At 66.5% G+C, this 19221-nt stretch carries 19 protein-coding genes; 7 read left to right on the plus strand and 12 right to left on the minus strand.

All coding sequences use genetic code 11. The features are described from left to right. Positions 1-8: 8 nt before the first annotated feature. The 9 genes from MSG_RS22260 to MSG_RS22300 form a co-directional block, all read right to left on the minus strand. A complete protein-coding gene (locus MSG_RS22260) occupies positions 9-1175 on the minus strand; it encodes a virulence factor Mce family protein (RefSeq protein ID WP_096443084.1) in 1167 nt (388 codons plus the stop codon). Beyond that, positions 1172-2590 carry a virulence factor Mce family protein gene (locus MSG_RS22265; protein WP_096443086.1) on the minus strand — a complete coding sequence of 473 codons (1419 nt, stop codon included), beginning with the start codon at positions 2588-2590 and terminating at the stop codon, positions 1172-1174. Before MSG_RS22265 ends, MSG_RS22260 begins: the two co-directional genes overlap by 4 nt. Next, positions 2587-3651, minus strand: coding sequence for a virulence factor Mce family protein (locus MSG_RS22270; RefSeq protein WP_096443088.1), 1065 nt, complete (start codon positions 3649-3651; stop codon positions 2587-2589). Before MSG_RS22270 ends, MSG_RS22265 begins: the two co-directional genes overlap by 4 nt. After that, positions 3641-4693, minus strand: a complete 1053-nt coding sequence (locus tag MSG_RS22275; protein WP_096443090.1) for an MCE family protein — start codon at positions 4691-4693, stop codon at positions 3641-3643. Before MSG_RS22275 ends, MSG_RS22270 begins: the two co-directional genes overlap by 11 nt. Continuing rightward, positions 4693-5895 carry a virulence factor Mce family protein gene (locus MSG_RS22280; RefSeq protein ID WP_096443092.1) on the minus strand — a complete coding sequence of 401 codons (1203 nt, stop codon included), beginning with the start codon at positions 5893-5895 and terminating at the stop codon, positions 4693-4695. Before MSG_RS22280 ends, MSG_RS22275 begins: the two co-directional genes overlap by 1 nt. Before the next feature lie 20 nt (positions 5896-5915). Continuing rightward, entirely contained in the window at positions 5916-6758 is an 843-nt protein-coding gene (locus tag MSG_RS22285; RefSeq protein ID WP_096443094.1) for an MlaE family ABC transporter permease, read from the minus strand. Between the two features lie 19 nt (positions 6759-6777). Beyond that, positions 6778-7542, minus strand: a complete 765-nt coding sequence (locus tag MSG_RS22290; protein ID WP_096444730.1) for an MlaE family ABC transporter permease — start codon at positions 7540-7542, stop codon at positions 6778-6780. A 236-nt stretch (positions 7543-7778) separates the two neighbouring features. After that, positions 7779-8693, minus strand: a complete 915-nt coding sequence (locus MSG_RS22295) for a 3-oxoacyl-ACP reductase (protein ID WP_096443096.1) — start codon at positions 8691-8693, stop codon at positions 7779-7781. Between the two features lie 35 nt (positions 8694-8728). Further along, positions 8729-8920: a ferredoxin gene (locus MSG_RS22300; RefSeq protein ID WP_096443098.1), complete on the minus strand. Its 192-nt coding sequence runs from the start codon at positions 8918-8920 to the stop codon at positions 8729-8731. A 188-nt stretch (positions 8921-9108) separates the two neighbouring features. Here MSG_RS22300 and MSG_RS22305 point away from each other — a divergent pair, with 188 nt between their 5' ends. From MSG_RS22305 to MSG_RS22320, 4 genes are read left to right on the plus strand one after another with little or no spacing between them, the layout of a single operon-like run. Continuing rightward, a complete protein-coding gene (locus MSG_RS22305; protein ID WP_096443100.1) occupies positions 9109-10287 on the plus strand; it encodes an acyl-CoA dehydrogenase in 1179 nt (392 codons plus the stop codon). A gap of 31 nt (positions 10288-10318) precedes the next feature. Continuing rightward, positions 10319-11416 carry an acyl-CoA dehydrogenase family protein gene (locus MSG_RS22310; protein WP_096443101.1) on the plus strand — a complete coding sequence of 366 codons (1098 nt, stop codon included), beginning with the start codon at positions 10319-10321 and terminating at the stop codon, positions 11414-11416. A gap of 54 nt (positions 11417-11470) precedes the next feature. After that, entirely contained in the window at positions 11471-12982 is a 1512-nt protein-coding gene (gene fadD17, locus MSG_RS22315) for a long-chain-fatty-acid--CoA ligase FadD17 (RefSeq protein ID WP_096443102.1), read from the plus strand. A 4-nt stretch (positions 12983-12986) separates the two neighbouring features. Beyond that, positions 12987-13694: a hypothetical protein gene (locus MSG_RS22320; RefSeq protein WP_096443104.1), complete on the plus strand. Its 708-nt coding sequence runs from the start codon at positions 12987-12989 to the stop codon at positions 13692-13694. Here MSG_RS22320 and MSG_RS22325 read toward each other — a convergent pair. The 3 genes from MSG_RS22325 to MSG_RS22335 all read right to left on the minus strand — a co-directional run bounded on the left by MSG_RS22325 (position 13680) and on the right by MSG_RS22335 (position 16971). Beyond that, positions 13680-15230 (minus strand): acetolactate synthase large subunit, encoded by a 1551-nt coding sequence (locus tag MSG_RS22325; protein WP_096443106.1) that lies wholly within the window; start codon positions 15228-15230, stop codon positions 13680-13682. The genes MSG_RS22320 and MSG_RS22325 overlap by 15 nt on opposite strands. Then, a complete protein-coding gene (locus MSG_RS22330) occupies positions 15227-16051 on the minus strand; it encodes an amidohydrolase family protein (protein ID WP_096443108.1) in 825 nt (274 codons plus the stop codon). Before MSG_RS22330 ends, MSG_RS22325 begins: the two co-directional genes overlap by 4 nt. A 152-nt stretch (positions 16052-16203) precedes the next feature. Beyond that, complete coding sequence (locus MSG_RS22335; RefSeq protein ID WP_096443110.1) at positions 16204-16971, minus strand: fructosamine kinase family protein; 768 nt, start codon at positions 16969-16971, stop codon at positions 16204-16206. A gap of 102 nt (positions 16972-17073) precedes the next feature. On the opposite strand from MSG_RS22335, the gene MSG_RS22340 reads away from it, so the two are divergent. The 3 genes from MSG_RS22340 to MSG_RS22350 are packed head-to-tail and all read left to right on the plus strand — an operon-like array spanning position 17074 to position 19219. Next, the gene (locus MSG_RS22340) at positions 17074-17364 is read left to right on the plus strand and encodes a YiaA/YiaB family inner membrane protein (RefSeq protein ID WP_096443112.1); all 291 of its coding nucleotides are present in this window, start codon (positions 17074-17076) and stop codon (positions 17362-17364) included. Positions 17365-17406: 42 nt separating this feature from the next. After that, positions 17407-18564 (plus strand): MacS family sensor histidine kinase, encoded by a 1158-nt coding sequence (macS, locus tag MSG_RS22345; RefSeq protein WP_096443114.1) that lies wholly within the window; start codon positions 17407-17409, stop codon positions 18562-18564. Then, positions 18557-19219 carry a response regulator gene (locus tag MSG_RS22350; RefSeq protein ID WP_096444731.1) on the plus strand — a complete coding sequence of 221 codons (663 nt, stop codon included), beginning with the start codon at positions 18557-18559 and terminating at the stop codon, positions 19217-19219. The genes macS and MSG_RS22350 overlap by 8 nt, the downstream gene beginning before the upstream one ends. Positions 19220-19221 lie beyond the last annotated feature (2 nt).

Genomic DNA, 19221 nt, shown 5'->3' on the forward strand with positions numbered 1-19221 from the left:
CGCCGCCCCTACTGCCCTTGAGAACCCGAAGCCGTACCGGGCGGAATCTTGAACGGGTCGGCCGCCTGTCCGGACAGGTTGGCCATCTCACCGGTCAAGAAGTCGGGCGGGTTGAGGATCTCACTCATGTGCATCATGTTCGGGTCGAGCGCATACGACGTCGTGAAGAACGTCTCACCGAGTCGCCGCAGGGTGAGGTCGAAGGTGGTGAACACGTTGAGATAGTCGCCGCGCACGGCCTGCTTGATGCCGTAGTTGGGGAACGGGAACGTCAGCAGAATCTGCAGTGAGGTGACGAAAACCTTCCGGTTGTCGTTGAGCGACTTGACAACCGGATACAGGTCTTTGAGGTCCGCGGCAAAGTCGGACTTGGTTTTCGACAGCACGTTTGACGTCACCAACGCCAATTTCTTCAGGCTGGCGAACGCGTCGACGATGTGGTCACGGTTCTTGTTGAGGACGCGAATCGCTTCGGGCAGGCTGTCCAGCGCCTTACCCAGGTTGTCCTTGTCACGCGCCAGGGTGGAGGAGAACCGGCTGAGCCCATCGATGGCGCCGATGATGTCGTCGACCTGGCGGTTGAGCCCGGACGTCAATTCCTCCAACCGCGGCAGCAAGCCGACGAACTGGTCTTGCCGGCCCGCGACGGCCTGATAAGCCTCGTCGGTAATCTCTTGCAGCGCGCCGAGATTGCCCTTGTTCACCACGACACCGAGAGCAGAAAACACCTCTTCGGTGGTGGGGAAGCGACTTGTGCTGGATTCCGAGATCTTCGACCCCTCAACGAGCCTGCCGGTCGCCGGCTTGCCTTTTGGTGCGGCCAGATCGATGTGCAGTGATCCCAGCAAAGAGGTCTGCGCGACCGCGGCGGTCGCGTTGGCCGGTAGCACCACATTCCCGTCCAGCGCCAACTTCACTGCGGCGTAGAAGGATCCGTCTGACCGCTGCTCGGCCTGGATACCGGAGACACTGCCGACGGTGACATCGTCGACCATCACCGGCGAGTTCTGCGGCAGCGTCGCGACGTCGGCCATATCGACCGTGATCGTGAACGCGCCACCGCCGTGACCGCGTGTTCCGGGCATCGCGAGCGAATTCAGCCCGTTGAACTGACATCCGGCCAGCAGAATCCCACCCAGCGCTAAAGCACTGCAGCGCATCCAGATTCGGCTCATCCGCCACCGCCCTGACCGTTTTGCAACCCGGCGGACGGCCCGGGCGGCGGGCCTGGCAGCGGACCGAAGTCCGAGCCCGGACCAGGCGCAGGAGCGGCCGGCGGCCCCGGCGCCGGTCCACCCTGAGGGGCGGTCGGTACCAACAGGGCCTGCAGGTCGGCGGGGTTCTGGGCGGGGTGCGCCGGACCACTGTTGGCCGGTATCCAGGTCAGCTGCGGAACCGGCGTCTGCGCCTTGGCCTGCGTCTCCGGGGTGTCGTAGATGATCTGGCCCTTGTACGCCGTGATCGTGTTGAGCGGGTGGAACATGATCGGCGGGTAGTTCACCGCCAGCCGGCGCAGCACCGGCCCCAACCGCTCGCGGCACAGCTCGGCACGCCGGTAGTAATCGGGTGCCCTCGAGCCGCCTGCGGTTTCGAAGGAACCTCCACAGATGAACTGCACCGGGTTGGCGAATTCGGGGATCGACAGCAGGCCGTTCAGCGTGCCCTGCGCGGGGTCATAGATGTTGTAGAAGTTCGCGATACCGGGCCCCGCGACGTGCAACACCTGCTCGATGTTGTCGCTCTGGTCACTCAAGGTCTTGGCGAAATCGTTGAGCTGATTGACCGTGTCGATCAGGGTCGTGTTGTTCTCGTGCAGGAAGCCGCGGATGTCCGAGAGCGCCGTGTTGAGCGTGCCCAGCGTCTTGTCCAGGTGGCGCGAGCTGTCGGCGAGGACCTGCGATACCGACGCGACGCTGCCGGCAAACTGCACGATCTGCTCATTGCTCGCCGAGAGCGCGTTGACCAGAACCTGCAGGTTCTTGACCGTACCGAAAATGTCGCTGCGTGAATCTCCCAGTCGGCCCGCGACTTGCGACAGCTCGCGCAACGCGTTGTGGAAAGACTCGCCCTTACCGTCGAAGGTGTCCGCGGCCTGGTTGATCGCGGCGCCCAACGGTCCCTGCATCGAGCCGGTCGTCGGCCCGAGCGAGGCAGCCAGCTGGGTGAGCGATTCCTTCACCTCGTCCCATTCCACCGGTACGGCAGTGCGGGACAGCTCGATGCTGCCGCCCGCAGGCAGCACGTCCCCGCCGGTGTATACCGGTGTGAGCTGAATGAACCGCGCCGCCACCAGGTTTGGCGACATGATGACGGCCTTGGCGTCCTTGGGGATCTTCACGTCGCTGGACACCGACATGGTGATCTTCACATCGGATGGCCGCGGCTCGATCGAGTCGATCGTGCCGACCGGAACGCCGATGACGCGGACCTGATCTCCGGGGTAGAGCCCTACAGCAGAAGCGAAATAGCCGACGATCTTTCGGCTGTTGGCTTGTGAGGACAGCACATAAACGCCCCCCACCAGCACCGCGACCAGCGCGATGACGGTGACGAAGCGCAGCCCCCGGCTGCCCGCAATCCGTTGTCTCATGGCGACTTCGGTCGGATGACCCAGCGTTCCTGGATCAACCCCTTGAGGTAGTCGGAGAGGCTGGCCGGCAGCTTGCCCGGCTGATAGAAGAAGTCGAACATGGCGGCCAGCAGCGGCGCCGGGATGACACCGTAGACGTTGACGTTGAAGCCGGGTCCGGAACCGACGACCTCGCCCAGCTCGGTCGCGTAGGTGGGCAACCGTTTGAGCGCCTCGGTGATGTAGTCGCGGCGCTCATTGAGGTTGCTCAGCACGTCGTTGAGCTTGCTCAACGCGGGGCCGAACTCCTTGCGGTTGTCGGCGACGAACCCCGAAATCTGTTGTGAGACGCCGTCGATGCCGGAGATCAATTGTGACAACGCGGCGCGCCGCTCGTCGAGCGCGGCGAACAGATCGTTGCCGTCGTCGACCAGCTTGTTCACCTGGTCGGCGCGCTGGGACAGCACCGACGTCACCGATTTGGCATGAGCCAGCAGGCTTTGCAGCGCCTCGTCGCGGCGGTCCAGCGTGCGCGACAGCGAGGTCACCCCGTCCAGCGCACCCCGTAACTGCGGCGTCGCGTCGTGCAGGGTGTTGGTCAGGACGCTCAGCGCGTGCTCGAATTGCGGCTTGTCGAGGTCGTTCGCGTTCTGGCCCAGGTCCTCGAGCGCGCCGGCCAGGGTGTAGGGGGTGGTGGTCCGGCTCAACGGAATGGAGGTCGCCTTGCCGCTGCCGGCCGGTGTGACCGAAATGGACCGCTCGCCAAGGATGGTGTCGGTCCGGATCGCGGCCAACGATTGGTCGCCCACCGTGACGTGCCGATCCGCCGAGAACGTGACCTTGGCGCTGCCTCCGGCCAGACCGACGGATTGCACCTTGCCGACCTTGAAGCCGGAGACGTAGACGGCGTTGCCGGGCGAGATGCCGCCGGCGTCGGTGAAATAAGCGTCGTAGGTCTTTCCCTGCGGGTAGAACGGCAGGTTGGCGTAGCCGAAGGCGATGAGCACGACGCAGATCACCAGCACCACGCCGAATACCCCGGTACGCAATGGATCGCGTTCGCGCTTTGCACTACTTGACAAAAGCGCACCTTCCCACGCTGGGATCGACCTGGCCACCGAGGGGCAGCAGGATGTCGCTGCCGGCCGGCCCGTTGATCTTGATGGTCACGGAGCAGAAGTAGATGTTGAAGAACGATCCGTAGGCCCCGAGCGCAGACAGCCGCAGATAGTCCTCGCCCAGCTGCTCGACGTCGTTGTCGACCTCGGCCTTGCGGCTGTCGATCTCGGTGGCCAGCGGCCGAGTGTTTTCCAGGATGCCCTGCAGCGGCCGGCGCGAATTCTTCAGCAACTCAGTCAGATCCGCCGTGGTCGACGCCAGCGGCGGGATGGCTCCCGCGATCGAGTCCTTGTTCTTGGCCAGGCCGGTGATCAGCTGCTGCAGCTGGTCGACGCTCGCCGAGAACTTCGCGCCCTTCTCGTCGATGGTGCCCAGCACCGTGTTGAGGTTGTTGATCACGTCACCGATCAGCTGATCGCGCTGGCCCAGCGTCGTCGAGAAAGCGCTGGTGTCCGCGAGCACGTTCGACAATGCGCCGCCCTGGCCTTGGAGCAACTCGATGACCGCGCTGCTGATCGTGTTGACCTTGTTGGCGTCCAAGCCCTTGAGCACCGGTCGCAGCCCGCCCAGCAACGCATCCAGATCCAGTGCGGGCTGGGTGTGTTGGGCGTTGATTGTCCCGCCGGGCCCCAGCTTACGCAGCTCGCCCGGGCCGGAGGTGATCTCCAGGAACCGGTCGCCCACCAGGTTCTCGTAGCGGATCACCGCGCGCGTCGAGGAGTACAGCGTGTACCGGTCGTCGATTCCGAACTCGACGTCCACGGTGTTGTCCGGGTTGAGCTTGATGCCGTTCACCGCACCAACCGGCACACCGGAAATGCGGACCTTCTGACCAGCCTTCAGCCTGGACGCGTCGATAAACGTTGCGTGGTAGGTGTTTTCAGAGCCGAACCGGAAGTCCCCGAAGACCACTACCAGGCCGGCGGCCACCAACAGCATCGCCACAGTGAAGATGCTTACCTTGATCATCATCGACCGGTGCGACGGAATTTCCGAGCCGGCCATCAGAAGTCGTCCCGTTCCGCGAAGGCGCCGTGGAACAGGAACTGCAACGTCGAGGGGGCATCGAACTGCAGCTCGGTGAACGGCTCATACGGGATGTTGGCGTTATCGGTGACCAGGAACGGCGCCCGGTACCACGAACCGCCGTTCTGCTTGTTCGGGATGTCCGGCAGCCCCCGGCAGTTCGGCCCGCCGGAGGCATTGACGATCGGCAGTGACTCCGGGTAGGTGTAGGCCGGCGCGCCCAGGACGAAGCTCGACGACGTAAACAGACCGGCCTTGCGAACACCGAGAACTGGTCCGAACTCCTTGAGTCCGCGATCGAACCCCTTGAACAGGCAACCGAATTCGGGCGAGTAGTCTCCGGCTACTTTCAGCGGGGCCCGCAGCCGGTTGATGGCGTCGATCAGGTTTTGCTCCGCCGGTTCCAGCGTCTCGTGGGCGTTGTTGGCCAGGCCGATCGTGGACAGCAACGTGTCGTTAAGATTCTTCTGCTGATCGACAACGGTCTTGTCGATGGCGGGCAGGTTGTCGAAGATCGTGTTGAGGTCCGGGGCCGCGTCGGCGTAGATGTTGGTCACGACCGCGGTCTTGCGGAAGTCCTCCTGCAGCGCGCCGAGCTTCGGATTAACCTGCTGTGTCAGGGTATTCAGGCCGCCGAGCAGCGCGCCGAAGTCGTCGCCGTGACCACGCAGGCCCTCGGCGAACGCGCTCAGCGTCCCATTCAGTTCAACTGGGTCGACTTTGTGCAGCAGGTCGATGAGCGACTGGAACAAGGTATTGACTTCCAGCTGCACCGCCGAGGCGCTCACGTGCGCGTCCGGACGCAGCGGCGTCGGCGACGGCGCCTGCGGCGGAACGAATTCCACCGACTTCGCGCCGAAAATGGTGTTGCCCGCGATGTGCACCGTCGCGTTGGACGGAATGTAGTGCATGTCGTCGCTGTTGATCGCCAGCGTCAGGCGGGCCTGATCGGCCGCGTAGCTGATGTCGGTGACCTTGCCGATCTGGATGCCCCGGTACTTGACCTTGGCGCCGGTGTCCATCACCAGCCCGGCCCGCGGCGCCGCGACGGTCACGGTGTCGGTCGACGCGAACGCCGCCGTGTAGGAGAGATAAGTCAGGACGCAGAACGCCACCAGCAGGCTGGCCAGCACCGCTGCTGCCAGCCGGACGTGTGAGCGTCGCGCGTCTGTCTCTGCCATGTTCCTTTTAAGCGGGTCTCTTATCCAGAGAGGTTGAAGTTACCGGACGCGCCGTAAACCGCCAACGAGATGAACAAAGTGATGACGACCACGACGATCAGCGAGGTCCGCACCGCCTGTCCGACCGCGATACCCACGCCGACCGGCCCCCCGCTGGCGTTGTATCCGTAATAGGTGTGGACCAGCATCACCGCGATCGACATGACGATGGCCTGCAAGAACGACCACAGCAGGTCCGACGGGATCAGGAAGGTATTGAAGTAGTGGTCGTACAGACCCGCTGACTGCCCGTTGATGAACACCGTCGTGAAGCGGGCGGCGAAAAACGCGGCCAGCACGGACAGCGAATACAGCGGAATGATGGCGACGAGTCCGGCGATCAGCCGGGTGGACACCAGGTAGGACACCGAGTGCACTGCCATGCACTCCACGGCGTCGATTTCCTCGGACACCCGCATGGCCCCCAACTGCGCGGTGGCACCCGCGCCGATGGTCGCGGCCAGCGCGATACCGGCAATCACCGGTGCGACGACACGGACGTTGAGGAACGCCGACAGGAAGCCTGTCAGCGCCTCGATACCGATGTTGCCCAAAGACGAATAGCCCTGCACCGCAATGACACCGCCGGACGCCAGCGTCAGGAACGCCGCAACGCCGACCGTGCCGCCGATCATGACGAGCGCCCCGGCGCCCAGCGTCATCTCGGCGACGAGCCGGATGGTCTCCTTGCGGTATCGGGTCAACGCGTTGGGGACGTACCGAACGGTCTGGCCGTAGAACAGCGCCTGCTCACCGAAGTCGTCGACCGGACCTTGCAGTCGCGACGCCAAATTGCGGAAACGGTAGGTGAGGTCATAGCTCATCGCCGGCTCGCCCCGCTCATCACTTGGCCGAGATCCGTACGCCGATGGCCGTCATCACGACGTTGATGACGAACAGACAGATGAAGGCGTAGACGACGGTTTCGTTGACCGCGTTACCGACGCCCTTGGGGCCACCTTTGACGGTCAGGCCGCGGTAGCACCCGACCAGCCCGGCCATCACGCCGAACAACAACGCCTTAACTTCGGCGAGCAGCAACTCGCGCAGCCCGGTCAACACGGTCAGCCCGTTGATGAACGCGCCCGGATTGACGCCCTGGAGGAACACCGAGAACACGTAGCCGCCCGACAAACCGATCGCGCACACCAGGCCGTTGAGTAGTAGTGCGACGACGGTCGAGGCCAACACCCGGGGCACGACCAGCCGGTGGATCGGGTCGATGCCGAGGACCCGCATCGCGTCGATCTCTTCGCGGATGGTGCGCGCGCCCAGGTCGGCGCAGATCGCGGTGGCGCCGGCGCCGGCCACCACGAGCACGGTCACCACCGGGCCCAGCTGGGTGATGGTGCCGAATGCCGTTCCGGCGCCGGACAAGTCGGCCGCGCCGATTTCTCGCAGCAGGATGTTGAGCGTAAAGGCCACCAGAACCGTGAAGGGGATCGACACCAACAGCGTCGGGACCAACGACACGCGCGCGATCATCCAGGTCTGATCCAGAAACTCGCGGTATTGAAACGGCCGTCGCAACGAGGCGCGGCCGGTATCGATCATCATCTCAAAAAACCCGCCGACAGCACGGGCGGGCACCGCGAGCTGTTCGATCAAACCGGTACCCCCTTTGCTGTTCACGGCGAAGTCTGTGCGTCGCCTTGGTACGGTCCTCGTTCGCACTCGGCGCGCTGTGAGCCGGCTCATATTAACTCAGAAGAAGTTCACCGTGTCAATGAACAGGAATTCCGTAGCCAAAGCGTTAATTTGTCGAGGTCAACGCAGTTAACGTATTTCCAATCTGACACACGTTCTACTAGCTGATCTCCCCGTCGGGAACTGGCTTGGAGCGGCTATTGTTCCATGAGTCCGACCGCAGAAAAGCCCTTCTCCGGGTCGCGGCCAGCAAAGTAGTCTTCTAGTGCACCGCTGAGTTGCGCCGGATCCCACGCGGGGCCTTCCGCGACGAACCTGTGCTCGGCGACCGGCGCCGAAACCAGCGTAACCTGCGGGCCGTAGACGATGAACACCTGCCCGTTGACCCGTGCCGCCGCCGGGGACGACAGGAATTGCACCAGGCTCACCACATGGTCGGGCGAGAGTGGGTCGACGCCGCCCTCCTCGACGTCGGGTGTCGTACCGAACACGTCTGCCGTCATCGCGGTGCGGGCCCGCGGGCAGATCGCATTGGCGCAAACGCCGTAGCGTCCCAGCGCGCGGGCGGCCGTCGAGGTCAGCGAAATGATGCCGGCCTTGGCCGCGCCGTAATTGGCCTGGCCAACCGGGCCCACCAGGCCGGCCTCCGACGCGGTGTTGACAATCCGGCCGAAGACCGAGCCGCCGGCGTCTTTCGCCTTGTTGCGCCAATAGGTCGCCGCGTTGCGGGTGAGCAGGAAGTGACCGCGCAGGTGCACGGCGATGACCTGGTCCCATTCCTCGTCGGTCATGTTGAACAACATCCGGTCCCGGGTGATGCCGGCGTTGTTCACCACGACGGCCAGGCCACCCAGCCCGTCCGCGGCGGCAACCAGCTCGTCGGCGGTGGAGCGCTCGCTGATGTCGCCGGCCACCGCAACGGCTTTGGAGCCCGCCGCGCTGATTTCGTCGATGACGTCCGAGGCATCCAGTGCGGCCTTGATGTCGTTGACGACGACGGTGGCGCCCAGCCGGGCCAGGCCGACGGCCTCGGCGCGTCCCAGTCCCGCGGCCGCACCGGTCACCACCGCGACCTTTCCGGATAGGTCGGTCGCGTTCGTGCTGCTAGTCAATTTATGAATACCTCTAGTTGTCGGGTCCGCCGCCGCTAGTCTTCGCGCGTCAGGGCGGCACGCGGGCACTCGGCGATCGCCTGCTCGACCAGATCTTCCTGATCGGGCGGAATGGGATCGGTCTTCACGACGGCATAGTCCTCATCGTCCAGGTCGAAGATATCCGGCGCGATTCCCAAGCAAACCGCGTTCCCTTCGCACCGGTCACGATCCACGATCACCCGCACGGCACCCTCCTTGATGCTGGCCCACTCTGGCCCTGTGTCCTTCGACTGGGTAGCTCCACCATAGGGCCCCGCTACGTCTGAGGAAACGGTCGCTGGATTCCCAGACTAGAACGTGTTACAACCGGGAAGGCGAACGGGTAGCCGTTGGTCGAGTTACAGCGTGCCACGTTAACCAAAGGACGGCTGGAATGCGCATCAGTTACACCCCTGAACAGGAGGAGCTGCGTCGCGAGCTGCGGTCGTACTTCACCACACTCATGACCCCCGAGCGTCGCGAGGCACTGACCTCGACGCAGGGCGAGGTCGGGACCGGCACCGCGTATCGCGACACCGTCGCGCAGATGGGCAAGGACGGCTGGCTGACCCTGAACTGGCCCAAGGAGTACGGCGGCCAGGACCGCTCCCCGATGGACTCGCTGATCTTCACCGACGAAGCGGCCATCGCGGGCGTGCCGGTACCGTTCCTGACGATCAACAGCGTGGCACCGACGATCATGGCGTTCGGGACAGAGGAGCAGAAGACATTCTTCCTGCCCAAGATCGCCGCCGGCGAACTGCACTTCTCGATCGGCTACTCGGAACCCGGTGCCGGTACCGACCTGGCCAACCTGCGCACCACCGCGGTACGCGACGGCGACGACTACGTGATCAACGGCCAGAAGATGTGGACCAGCCTGATCGCCTACGCCGACTGGGTGTGGCTGGCAGTGCGCACCAACCCCGATGCCAAGAAGCACCGCGGCATTTCGATGCTGACCGTACCGACGACGGCCGAGGGTTTCTCCTGGACACCGGTGCACACCATGGCCGGCGTGGACACCAGCGCTACCTATTACTCCGACGTGCGAGTGCCGGTCAGCAACCTGATCGGCGAGGAAAACGGTGGCTGGAAGCTGGTGACCAATCAGCTCAATCACGAGCGGGTCGCCCTGGTCTCACCGCAACCGATCTTCCTGGCCCTGCGCGAGGTTCGCGAGTGGGCGCAGAACACCAAGGACTCCGGCGGGGCCCGGCTGATCGACTCGGAGTGGGTACAGCTGAACCTGGCCCGGGTGCACGCCAAGGCCGAAGTGCTCAAGCTGATCAACTGGGAGTTGGCGTCAGCGTCCAGCGAAGCGCTGAACCCGGCGGACGCGTCGGCGGCCAAGGTGTTCGGCACCGAGCTGGCCACCGAGGCCTACCGGCTACTGATGGAAGTGCTGGGCACGGCCGCGACGGTGCGCCAGGATTCGCCGGGCGCGTTGCTGCGCGGCCGGGTCGAGCGGATGCACCGGGCCTGCCTGATCCTGACGTTCGGCGGCGGCACAAACGAGGTGCAGCGTGACATCATCGGCATGGTCGCGCTCGGCCTGCCCCGAAACCGCTAACTACCGCTGAGCATCGATAAGGACGACTTCCATGGATTTCACGACAACAGAAGCGGCGAACGACCTCGGTGGCCTGGTCGACACGATCGTGGACTCGGTGTGCACGCCCGAGCATCAGCGCGAACTCGACTCACTCGAGCAACGGTTCGACCGCCAGCTGTGGCAGAAGCTGGTCGAGGCCGACATCCTCACCAGCGCTTCGGCGTCCGCGCTGGGCGGTGACGGTTTCGGCGCGCTCGAGCAGATCGCTATCTTGGTTGCGCTGGGCCACCAACTGGCCGCCGTGCCGTATCTGGAGTCGGTGATGCTCGGCGCCGGGGTGCTGGCCCGGTTCGGCTCCGAGGACCTACAACAGGGCTGGGGCGTGCCGGCCGTCAAGGGCGAGAAGATCTTGACGGTCGCGCTGGACGGCGAGATGGGCGAAGGACCGGTGCAGGCCGCTCGCGGTGGTGACGGCTACCGGCTGACGGGGACCCGCACCCAGGTCGGCTTCGGCACCGTGGCTAACGCCTTCGTCGTCCCGGCTGAAACCGATTCCGGCACGGCGGTTTTCCTGGTTGCTGCCGATGATCCCGGAGTCAAGGTGACCCCACTGCTGACCACCGGCCTGGGCAGCGTCGCACACCTGACACTGGACGGCGTCACGGTGGATGAGGCGCGGCGCGTCGGCGGCAGCGAGGTCGTGACATGGCTGACCACGCTGGGGACTCTGGGCCGCAGCGCGTATCAGCTCGGAGTGCTCGACCGCGGGCTGCGGATGACGGCCGAATACGCCCGCGAGCGTGAACAATTCGACCGCCCGATCGGCAGCTTCCAGGCGGTGTCGCAGCGGCTGGCCGACGGCTACATCGACGTCAAGGGGCTGCGGTTGACGCTGACTCAAGCCGCCTGGAAGGTCTCGGAAGACATTCCCGCGGAGATCGATGTGGCCAGCGCGGCGTTCTGGGCCGCGGACGCGGGACACCGCGTGGCGCACACCATCGTGCATGTGCACGGCGGCGTCGGCGTCGACACCGATCACCCGGCGCACCGCTACTTCCTGGCCGCCAAAGAAGCGGAGTTCGCGCTCGGGGGCGCCACCGGACAGCTGCGCCGCATCGGCCGTGAGCTGGCGGAAACGCCTGCCTGACACGCCCGACGACGATGCGGTTCGGGTAGCGAACCGAGGAGGAGTAGGGCTCCGTTGGATACTTCGACTGACCCGACCGTCACCGACCTGCTGGTACCGCTGGCCAACATCGAGGACCGGGGCGTCTACTTCGAAGACTCGTTCACCAGCTGGCGCAACCACGTCCAGCTTGCCGCCGCCCTGGCGGCAACGCTGCGCGCGCGGATGGACCCGGGCAAGCCGCCGCACGTCGGCGTGCTGCTGGAAAACACGCCGTTCTTTTCGGCGATGCTGGTGGCAGCGGGGATGTCCGGCATCGTGCCGGTGGGCCTCAACCCGGTGCGGCGAGGCGAGGCGCTCAGCCGTGACATCCGACGCGCCGACTGTCAGCTGGTGTTGGCGGACTCGAATTCCGCTGCGGCGCTGGACGGTATCGAGCATGTCAACGTCGACACCGCCGAGTGGGCCACGGAAGTCGCCGCACATCACAGCGCCGAGGTCGTCTTCGCATCACCCGCACCCGCGGACCTCTTCATGCTGCTCTTCACGTCGGGAACCAGCGGTGACCCCAAGGCGGTGATGGTCAGCCACGGCAAGGTCGCATCCGCCGGCCGGCGGATGCTGGAGCGCTTCGGACTCGGCCGCGACGACGTCTGCTATGTGTCGATGCCGTTGTTCCATTCCAATGCGGTGCTGGTCGGCTGGTCGGTCGCCGTGGCATCTCAGGGATCAATGGCGTTGCGGCGCAGGTTTTCTGCCTCTGGGTTTCTGCCGGATGTGCGCCGCTACGGCGCTACCTACGCCAACTACGTGGGTAAGCCGCTGTCCTACGTGCTCGCCACGCCGGAGCAACCCGACGATGCGGACAACCCGTTGCGCGCGGTATACGGCAATGAGGGCGTGCCACGCGATATCGAGCGATTCGGCCGGCGGTTCGGCTGCAGCGTCCAGGATGGGTTCGGCTCCACCGAGCTCGGCGTGGCCATCGCACGCACGCCGGACACACCCGACGGCGCTCTGGGGCCGCTGCCCGACGGAGTCGACATCATCGACCCGGACACCGGCCAACCCTGCCCACCGGGCGTCGCCGGCGAACTGGTGAACACGACCGGGGCCGGGGCGTTCGAGGGCTACTACAACGACGAGGCCGCCATGGCCGAGCGGATGCGCGGCGGGGTGTACCACAGTGGCGACCTTGCCTACCGCGACGAGGCGGGCTACGCGTATTTTGCTGGGCGCCTGGGCGATTGGATGAGGGTAGACGGGGAAAACCTGGGTGCCGCCCCGATCGAACGGGTGTTGCTGCGCCATCCCGGCGTGACCGAGGTGGCGGTGTATCCGGTGCCGGACGCGATAGTCGGCGACCAGGTGATGGCCGCGGTGGTGCTCAGGGCCGGCACCGAATTCGACGCCGACCAGTTCCGGGCGTTTCTGGCCGAGCAGCCCGACCTGGGACCCAAGCAATGGCCGTCCTACGTCCGAGTCAGCGCGGAGTTGCCGCGCACCATGACGTTCAAGGTGTTGAAGCGACAGCTGTCGGCCGAGGGCGTCGACTGCGACGAACCCGTCTGGCCGATTCAGCGTTGATCCCATGACCTCCCGGCCCCTTGAGGTTGCCCTCGAAGCGAGCTTCGAGCAGCTGTCCGCGTCGGTGCCCGCCGAGGTCGGTATCGCGATCGTCCGGCCCGACCGCGCCTTTTCACTGGGGCGGTGGTGCTCCGGTGTTGCCTGGTCAACGATCAAGGTGCCGTTGACGATCGCGGCCTTGCGCATCGATTGGCCGCGCGCCAAAGACCTTGCCGTCAAGACGATCACAGAATCTGACAACCCGGCGTCCGAGCAATTATGGGCCGGACTGGGCGATCCGTCGGACGCGGCGCGGATAGTGCAGGGCGTCATTGCCGAGGCCGGCGATGACGCCACAGTGGTCGAATCGCGGCGGCTTCGCCGTGGCTACACCGCATTCGGCCAAACCCAGTGGACCCTGGAGCGACAGGCCCGCTTCGCGGCGGAGCTGCCGACGATTCCCGGCGCGACCGAGGTCGTCGACCTGATGGGCAACCTCACCGCCGAGCACCGATGGGGCCTGGCCGCCAAAGGCTTTGCCGCCAAAGGCGGTTGGGGACCGGGCGTCGACAACGGCTACCTGGTTCGGCAGTTCGGCATCGTGGAAACGCAGTCGGGGCAGTGGGGTGTCGCGTTGGCGGCCCAGGCCGAAGGGTTGGAAGCCGGCGTCGACGTGCTCAACGCGTTGGCCGATTGGATCGTCAGCCGGGTGCCCGGGTTAGCCCGTTATTGACGGCACGACCGCGTCGATCAGATGCGGCCCGGGCTCGGCGAACGCTGCGCGCAGGGCCTCGGCGAATTCCTCGGCGGTGCTGACACGACGAGCCGGCACCCCCATGCCCTCGCTGATCTTGACGAAATCTATTGTGGGTCGAGATAAGTCGAGCAGGTCCAGGGCCTTGGGACCGGGCGCCGATCCGGCGCCCACGCGCTGCAACTCGATCCGCAGGATGTCGTAGGCGCTGTTGTCGTAGATCACGGTGGTCACGTCGAGCTTTTCCCGCGCCTGAGTCCACAGGCCCGAAATCGTGTACATCGCCGACCCATCGGATTCCAGGCAGAGCACCGGGCGATCGGGAGCGGCGACCGCGGCGCCCGCCGCGGTCGGGATGCCATAGCCGATCGCTCCGCCCGTCAGGGTCAGCCAGTCATGGGCCGGCGCGCCGGCGGTGGCCTGCGGGAGCAGCAGACCCGAGGTGTTCGCCTCGTCGACGACGATCGCCCGTTCCGGCAGCAGCGCCCCGATCACGTCGGCGGCCGACACGGAGGTCAGGGCGCCGGTGGGCAACTGGGGGCGCGACGGGGCCGCCACCGGCGCGGTGGTGCCGGGCGCCAGCTCGTCGGCCAGCGTCGTCAGGGCGTCGGCTGCGCCGCTATGCCCGGCGAGCACATGCACGTCGCAGCCGGCCGGCACCAGGTCGCTGGGCGTATTGGGGTACGCGAAGAAGGACACCGGGGATTTGGCGCCGGCCAGCACGAGGTGCTTGGCACCGTCCAGCTGGCCCGCGGCGGCCTCGGCGAAATATGCCAGCCGGTCGACGGCGGGGACGCCGGCGCCGCGCTCGAGCCGCGTGGGGAAGGTCTCGCAGAGCAACCGGGCGCCGGTCGCCGCCGCGATCCGCGCGGCGGCGACGAGGCCGGGAGCGCGGGTCGCGTCGCCGCCCACCATGATCACCGTCGGCTCCCCCGAGCGCAGCACCTCGGCCACCTCGGGCGCCAGCAGCGGGTCGGCCACCGGCGGCTGCGCGGGCGCCGGTGCGGCGGGAACCGCGCCCTCCGACCATGAAACGTCCGCGGGCAGGATCAGCGTCGAGATGTAAGGACCGGCCTTGCACGCGGCGATCGCCTCGGCCGCGTCGATCGCCACATCTGCCGCCGTCGCGGTGCGGCGCACCCAGCCCGAGACGCTGCCGGCCAGCGCGTCGATATCGGATTCCAGTGGGGCGTCGTACTTTTTGTGATAGGTCGCGTGGTCGCCGACGACGACCACCATCGGGACATGGGCCCGGCGCGCGTTGTGCAGGTTGGCCAAGCCGTTGCCCAATCCGGGGCCCAGGTGTAGCAGCACCGCCGCGGGCCGGCCGGCCATGCGGGCATACCCGTCGGCCGCGCCGGTCGCTACTCCTTCGAAAAGGGTTAGCACGCCGCGCATTTGGGCGACGGTGTCGAGTGCGGCCACGAAGTGCATCTCCGAGGTACCCGGGTTGGCGAAGCACACGTCGACGCCGGCCTCGACCAGGGTACTGATCAGGGACTGAGCACCGTTCACTTGACTGCCTCCAGTCTGAAGACGCGTTTGGCGTTGTCGTGCAGAAAATCCCGGCGGGCTCTATCGGTCAGCCCGAGATCGTCCAGCCCCGCCAGGGCCTGTTGGTGGGCGATCATCGGGTAATTCGTGCCGAACAAGACCTTCCGTTGGCCCGTAGCAGTCTTCATGAACCGGACGAGCTCCTCCGGCAACCGCTTGATCGTGTAGGCCGAGGTGTCGATGTAGACATTCTCATGTTTGCGGGCGACAGCCACCATTTCTTCGGTCCAGGGGTAGCCGACGTGTCCGCAGACGATCACCAACTCGGGAAAGTCGAGGGCGACCTGGTCGACGTAGGGAATCGGGCGCCCGGTCTCCGACGGCCGCAGCGGGCCGGTGTGGCCGACCTGGGTGCAGAAGGGCACCGCCGACTCCACGCACTCGGCGAACAACGGATAGTAGCGCCGGTCGGTGGGCGGCGCGCCCCACAGCCACGGCACCACCCGCAGGCCGGCGAAGCCGCCGGCGAGACGCCGCCTCAGTTCGCGGACCGCCTCCATCGGGCGGTCCAGATCCACGGTCGCCAGCCCGGCGAACCGGTTCGGGTGCAACCGAATCCAATCCGCGACCTCATCATTGGAGATCAGGTCCTGGCCGTTCGGCCCGCGCCACGCACACAGCACGCCGAGGTCGACGCCCGCCGCGTCCATCGAGGCGACGGTCACGTCAATCGGGATGTCGGCGTCCGGCATCGCCCCACCCGTCCATCGCCGCAGCGATGCCAGCATGTCGCTGCGCAGGAACCGCGCAGTCGGGTGCTGCATCCACACGTCGATCGTCATCGCGATTCGACCTTAGCCCGGCCCGCCGACGATGCGCGCCGCGGAGCGGCGCGAGGAGGAGGCGGGCAATCCAGGCCCGGCCCGCCGACGATGCGCGCCGCGGAGCGGCGCGAGAAGGAGGCGGGCAACCCAGGCCCGGACCTGGGTTGGGGTCAGGCGGCGAGCGCGGCGCGGGCCGCGGCAGCGGTCTGCCCCGCGTACCCCGGGCCGAACAACACAACGTGCGCCAGCAGGGGGAAGAGCTGGTGCAGGCCGATGCGGTTGCGCCACCCGGCGTTCAGCGGGCGCACCCGCTGGTAGCCCTCGAGGATGGCGTCGTAATGCGGGCAATCGAACAGCGCGAGCATCGCCAGGTCGGTTTCCCGGTGACCGGCGTGCGCGGCCGGGTCGATCAGCACCACGCCGCCGGCGGTCCACATCACGTTGCCGCGCCACAGATCCCCATGCAGCCGCGCCGGATCGTCGTCATCGTCGAAGTCACCCGCTCGGCAGCGCGCCACCACCGAGTCGACGGCGCGACGAGTCGACGCATCGAGCCGCGCCGCCGCGAGCTCGGCCATCGGCACCAGTCGCTCCTGAGCGTAGAACTCGCCCCAGCTGTGATGCCGCCGCAGCGACATCGGCAACGGCTGCGACAGCGGCCCGAAAAATCCCGGCCCGTCCCAGCCGTCGGGCCCGGCGCCAAACGCCGCCGCCCCCGCGTCGTGCGTGACGGCCAGCCGGCCGCCGAACGCGTGGCCCGCCTCGCGACTCGGCGCCACCGATTGCAGCCGCTGCAACGTCAGACTGGTCGCCTCGAACGAGATGACCCGGGCGCAGGCCACGCCGCCGTCGACCGCCGAGAGCCAGCGCAGCCCGGCGGCCTCGCAGGCGAAGAAGCCATCGGGCGCGCCGTGGTGACGTTTGACGAAATCGGCCATGCCGGGTCCCACTCTAGTCGCGCCGCCGGGGGCGTCCCGGTCCGGCGGATCTGAGTAGTTGTACGGATTTCACGGATCGCGATCTGCCACATGATGATTGACATGAGTCTTCCGAACAACACATCCAAGAACACACCCGCCTTCTTCGTTCAGGCCGCCGTCGCCTTCGGCGTGAGCTTCGTCAGCGCACTCGGCGGAATTTATTTCCTGCCTCTCGATCCTTGGCAGCGGCTGTTCCTGGGAATCACCGTCCTGTTTCTCGTCTCCAGTGCGTTCACGCTGGCGAAGGTGATCCGCGATCAGCAGGAAGCCGCCACCGTACGCGTCCGACTGGACGAGGCCCGGGTGGAGAAGCTGCTCGCCGAGTACGACCCCTTCTCGGCAGCCGCCTGATCCGACGCGGGCGGTGAATCACGCCCGCCCGTCAACCGACCTATGCTGAGCCCGATGGCGTCTCACGGTCCCGACCCGACTGTGCCGCTGTGGCGTGCGGCGCAGGCGTTCCGTTTGGTGAGCTGCGTTTACGCCTTGGGCTTTCAGATCGCCGTCAACCCGGATCTGCGTCGACCGATGTTGGGCTGGGTGTTGTTCGCGGTGCTGATCGCCTGGAGTGCGGCGTGCGCGATCGCCTACTTGCGGGGGTTCGGCCGAAGGCCCGCGTGGGTGATTGCCGAAGTTGTGGTCGCCGTGCTGCTGATGGCGTCCAACACCATCGTCGCCTCCCCGCAATGGGCGAGCGACAATCAGACCTGGCCGACGACGCTGTGGGCCAGTAACCCCACCATTTCGGCCGCCATCCAGCTCGGCCCGATCGGCGGAACGCTGACCGGTTTGGTCGTCATGATCACCAACTTCGCCGTCAAGAACTACTTCGCGCTCAACCTCGGGCACAACGCGACGATCATCATCGAGGTGGCGATCGGCGCGGCGATCGGCATGGCCGCGCAGACCGCGCGTCGCTCCCACGACGAACTGCAACGCGCGGCCCAGCTTGCCGCCGCCACGGCAGAGCGTGAGCGGCTGTCGCGCGAGGTGCATGACGGCGCCATCCAGGTGCTCGCTTTGGTCGCTCGGCGTGGCCGCGAAATCGGCGGAGCCACAGCAGAACTCGCAGATCTCGCGAGCGAGCAAGAACGCGCGCTGCGACGGTGGGTCACCTCGGCGAACATCGACCAAGATCAGGACCGGGTGACGATCGATTTCCGCTCGCTGTTGCGCCGCAGGGAAGCCGACCGCGTGTCGGTCAGCCTGCCGGGAACTCCGGTACCGCTTGCGCATTCGGCCGCTATAGAGCTCGACGCCGCGGTCGGCAACGCCTTGGACAATGTGCGCGCGCATGCCGGCGCCGCTGCCCGCGCATTCGTGCTGTTGGAGGACCTGGGCGATGCGGTCACGGTCTGCGTTCGCGACGACGGCGTGGGCATCGCCGACGGTCGGCTGGACGAGGCCGCCCGACAGGGACGCCTTGGCATTTCTAGGTCGATTGTGGGGCGGTTGGCCTCGCTGGGCGGTACCGCCCGGCTGCACACCGGGACGGGGGAAGGAACGGAGTGGGAGCTGTGCGTGCCGCGCGAAGGTGGACGCCATGGCTGACTCCGCGACGACGGTGATGGTCGTCGACGATCACCCGATCTGGCGCGACGCGGTGGCCCGCGACCTGGCCGAGGGCGGCTTCAGCATTGTCGCCACCGCCGACGGCGTGGCCGCCGCGCGGCGCCGGGCGGCGGCGGTCAGGCCCGACGTGGTGGTGATGGACATGCGGCTGGCCGATGGCGACGGCGTGCGGGCGACGGCTGAGGTTCTCGCGGTATCGCCGTCCTCGCGAGTGCTGGTGCTGTCGGCGTCCGACGAGCGCGACGACGTGCTCGAGGCCGTCAAGGCCGGGGCCACGGGGTATCTGGTCAAGAGCGCGTCGGCGGCCGAACTGGCGGAGGCCGTTTCGGCCACCGCGGCCGGGCGGGCCGTGTTCACTCCGAGTCTGGCCGGTTTGGTGCTGGGCGAATACCGCCGCATCGCCCAGAGCAAGGACTCGGGATCGAAGCATCCCAGCCTGACCGAGCGCGAGACCGAGGTATTGCGTCACGTCGCAAAAGGGCTGTCCGCCAAGCAGATTGCCGAGAGATTGTCGTTGAGCCATCGCACCGTCGAAAATCATGTCCAGGCGACGTTTCGCAAGCTCCAGGTGGCCAACCGAGTCGAGTTGACGCGCTACGCGATTGAGCACGGACTCGACGACGAGGCCGACTAGGC

It is taken from the genome of Mycobacterium shigaense, from assembly GCF_002356315.1.
GTDB classification, from domain to species: Bacteria; Actinomycetota; Actinomycetes; order Mycobacteriales; family Mycobacteriaceae; genus Mycobacterium; species Mycobacterium shigaense.

Coding starts and splice junctions, on each gene's coding strand:
- MSG_RS22260 (WP_096443084.1), bottom strand. CDS start 1,175: ATGAGCCGAATCTGGATGCGCTGCAGTGCTTTAGCGCTGGGTGGGATT.
- MSG_RS22280 (WP_096443092.1), bottom strand. CDS start 5,895: ATGGCAGAGACAGACGCGCGACGCTCACACGTCCGGCTGGCAGCAGCG.
- MSG_RS22350 (WP_096444731.1), top strand. CDS start 18,557: ATGGCTGACTCCGCGACGACGGTGATGGTCGTCGACGATCACCCGATC.
- MSG_RS22285 (WP_096443094.1), bottom strand. CDS start 6,758: ATGAGCTATGACCTCACCTACCGTTTCCGCAATTTGGCGTCGCGACTG.
- MSG_RS22275 (WP_096443090.1), bottom strand. CDS start 4,693: ATGGCCGGCTCGGAAATTCCGTCGCACCGGTCGATGATGATCAAGGTA.
- macS (WP_096443114.1), top strand. CDS start 17,407: ATGCTGAGCCCGATGGCGTCTCACGGTCCCGACCCGACTGTGCCGCTG.
- MSG_RS22265 (WP_096443086.1), bottom strand. CDS start 2,590: ATGAGACAACGGATTGCGGGCAGCCGGGGGCTGCGCTTCGTCACCGTC.
- MSG_RS22335 (WP_096443110.1), bottom strand. CDS start 16,971: ATGGCCGATTTCGTCAAACGTCACCACGGCGCGCCCGATGGCTTCTTC.
- MSG_RS22310 (WP_096443101.1), top strand. CDS start 10,319: ATGGATTTCACGACAACAGAAGCGGCGAACGACCTCGGTGGCCTGGTC.
- MSG_RS22340 (WP_096443112.1), top strand. CDS start 17,074: ATGAGTCTTCCGAACAACACATCCAAGAACACACCCGCCTTCTTCGTT.
- MSG_RS22330 (WP_096443108.1), bottom strand. CDS start 16,051: ATGACGATCGACGTGTGGATGCAGCACCCGACTGCGCGGTTCCTGCGC.
- MSG_RS22320 (WP_096443104.1), top strand. CDS start 12,987: ATGACCTCCCGGCCCCTTGAGGTTGCCCTCGAAGCGAGCTTCGAGCAG.
- MSG_RS22305 (WP_096443100.1), top strand. CDS start 9,109: ATGCGCATCAGTTACACCCCTGAACAGGAGGAGCTGCGTCGCGAGCTG.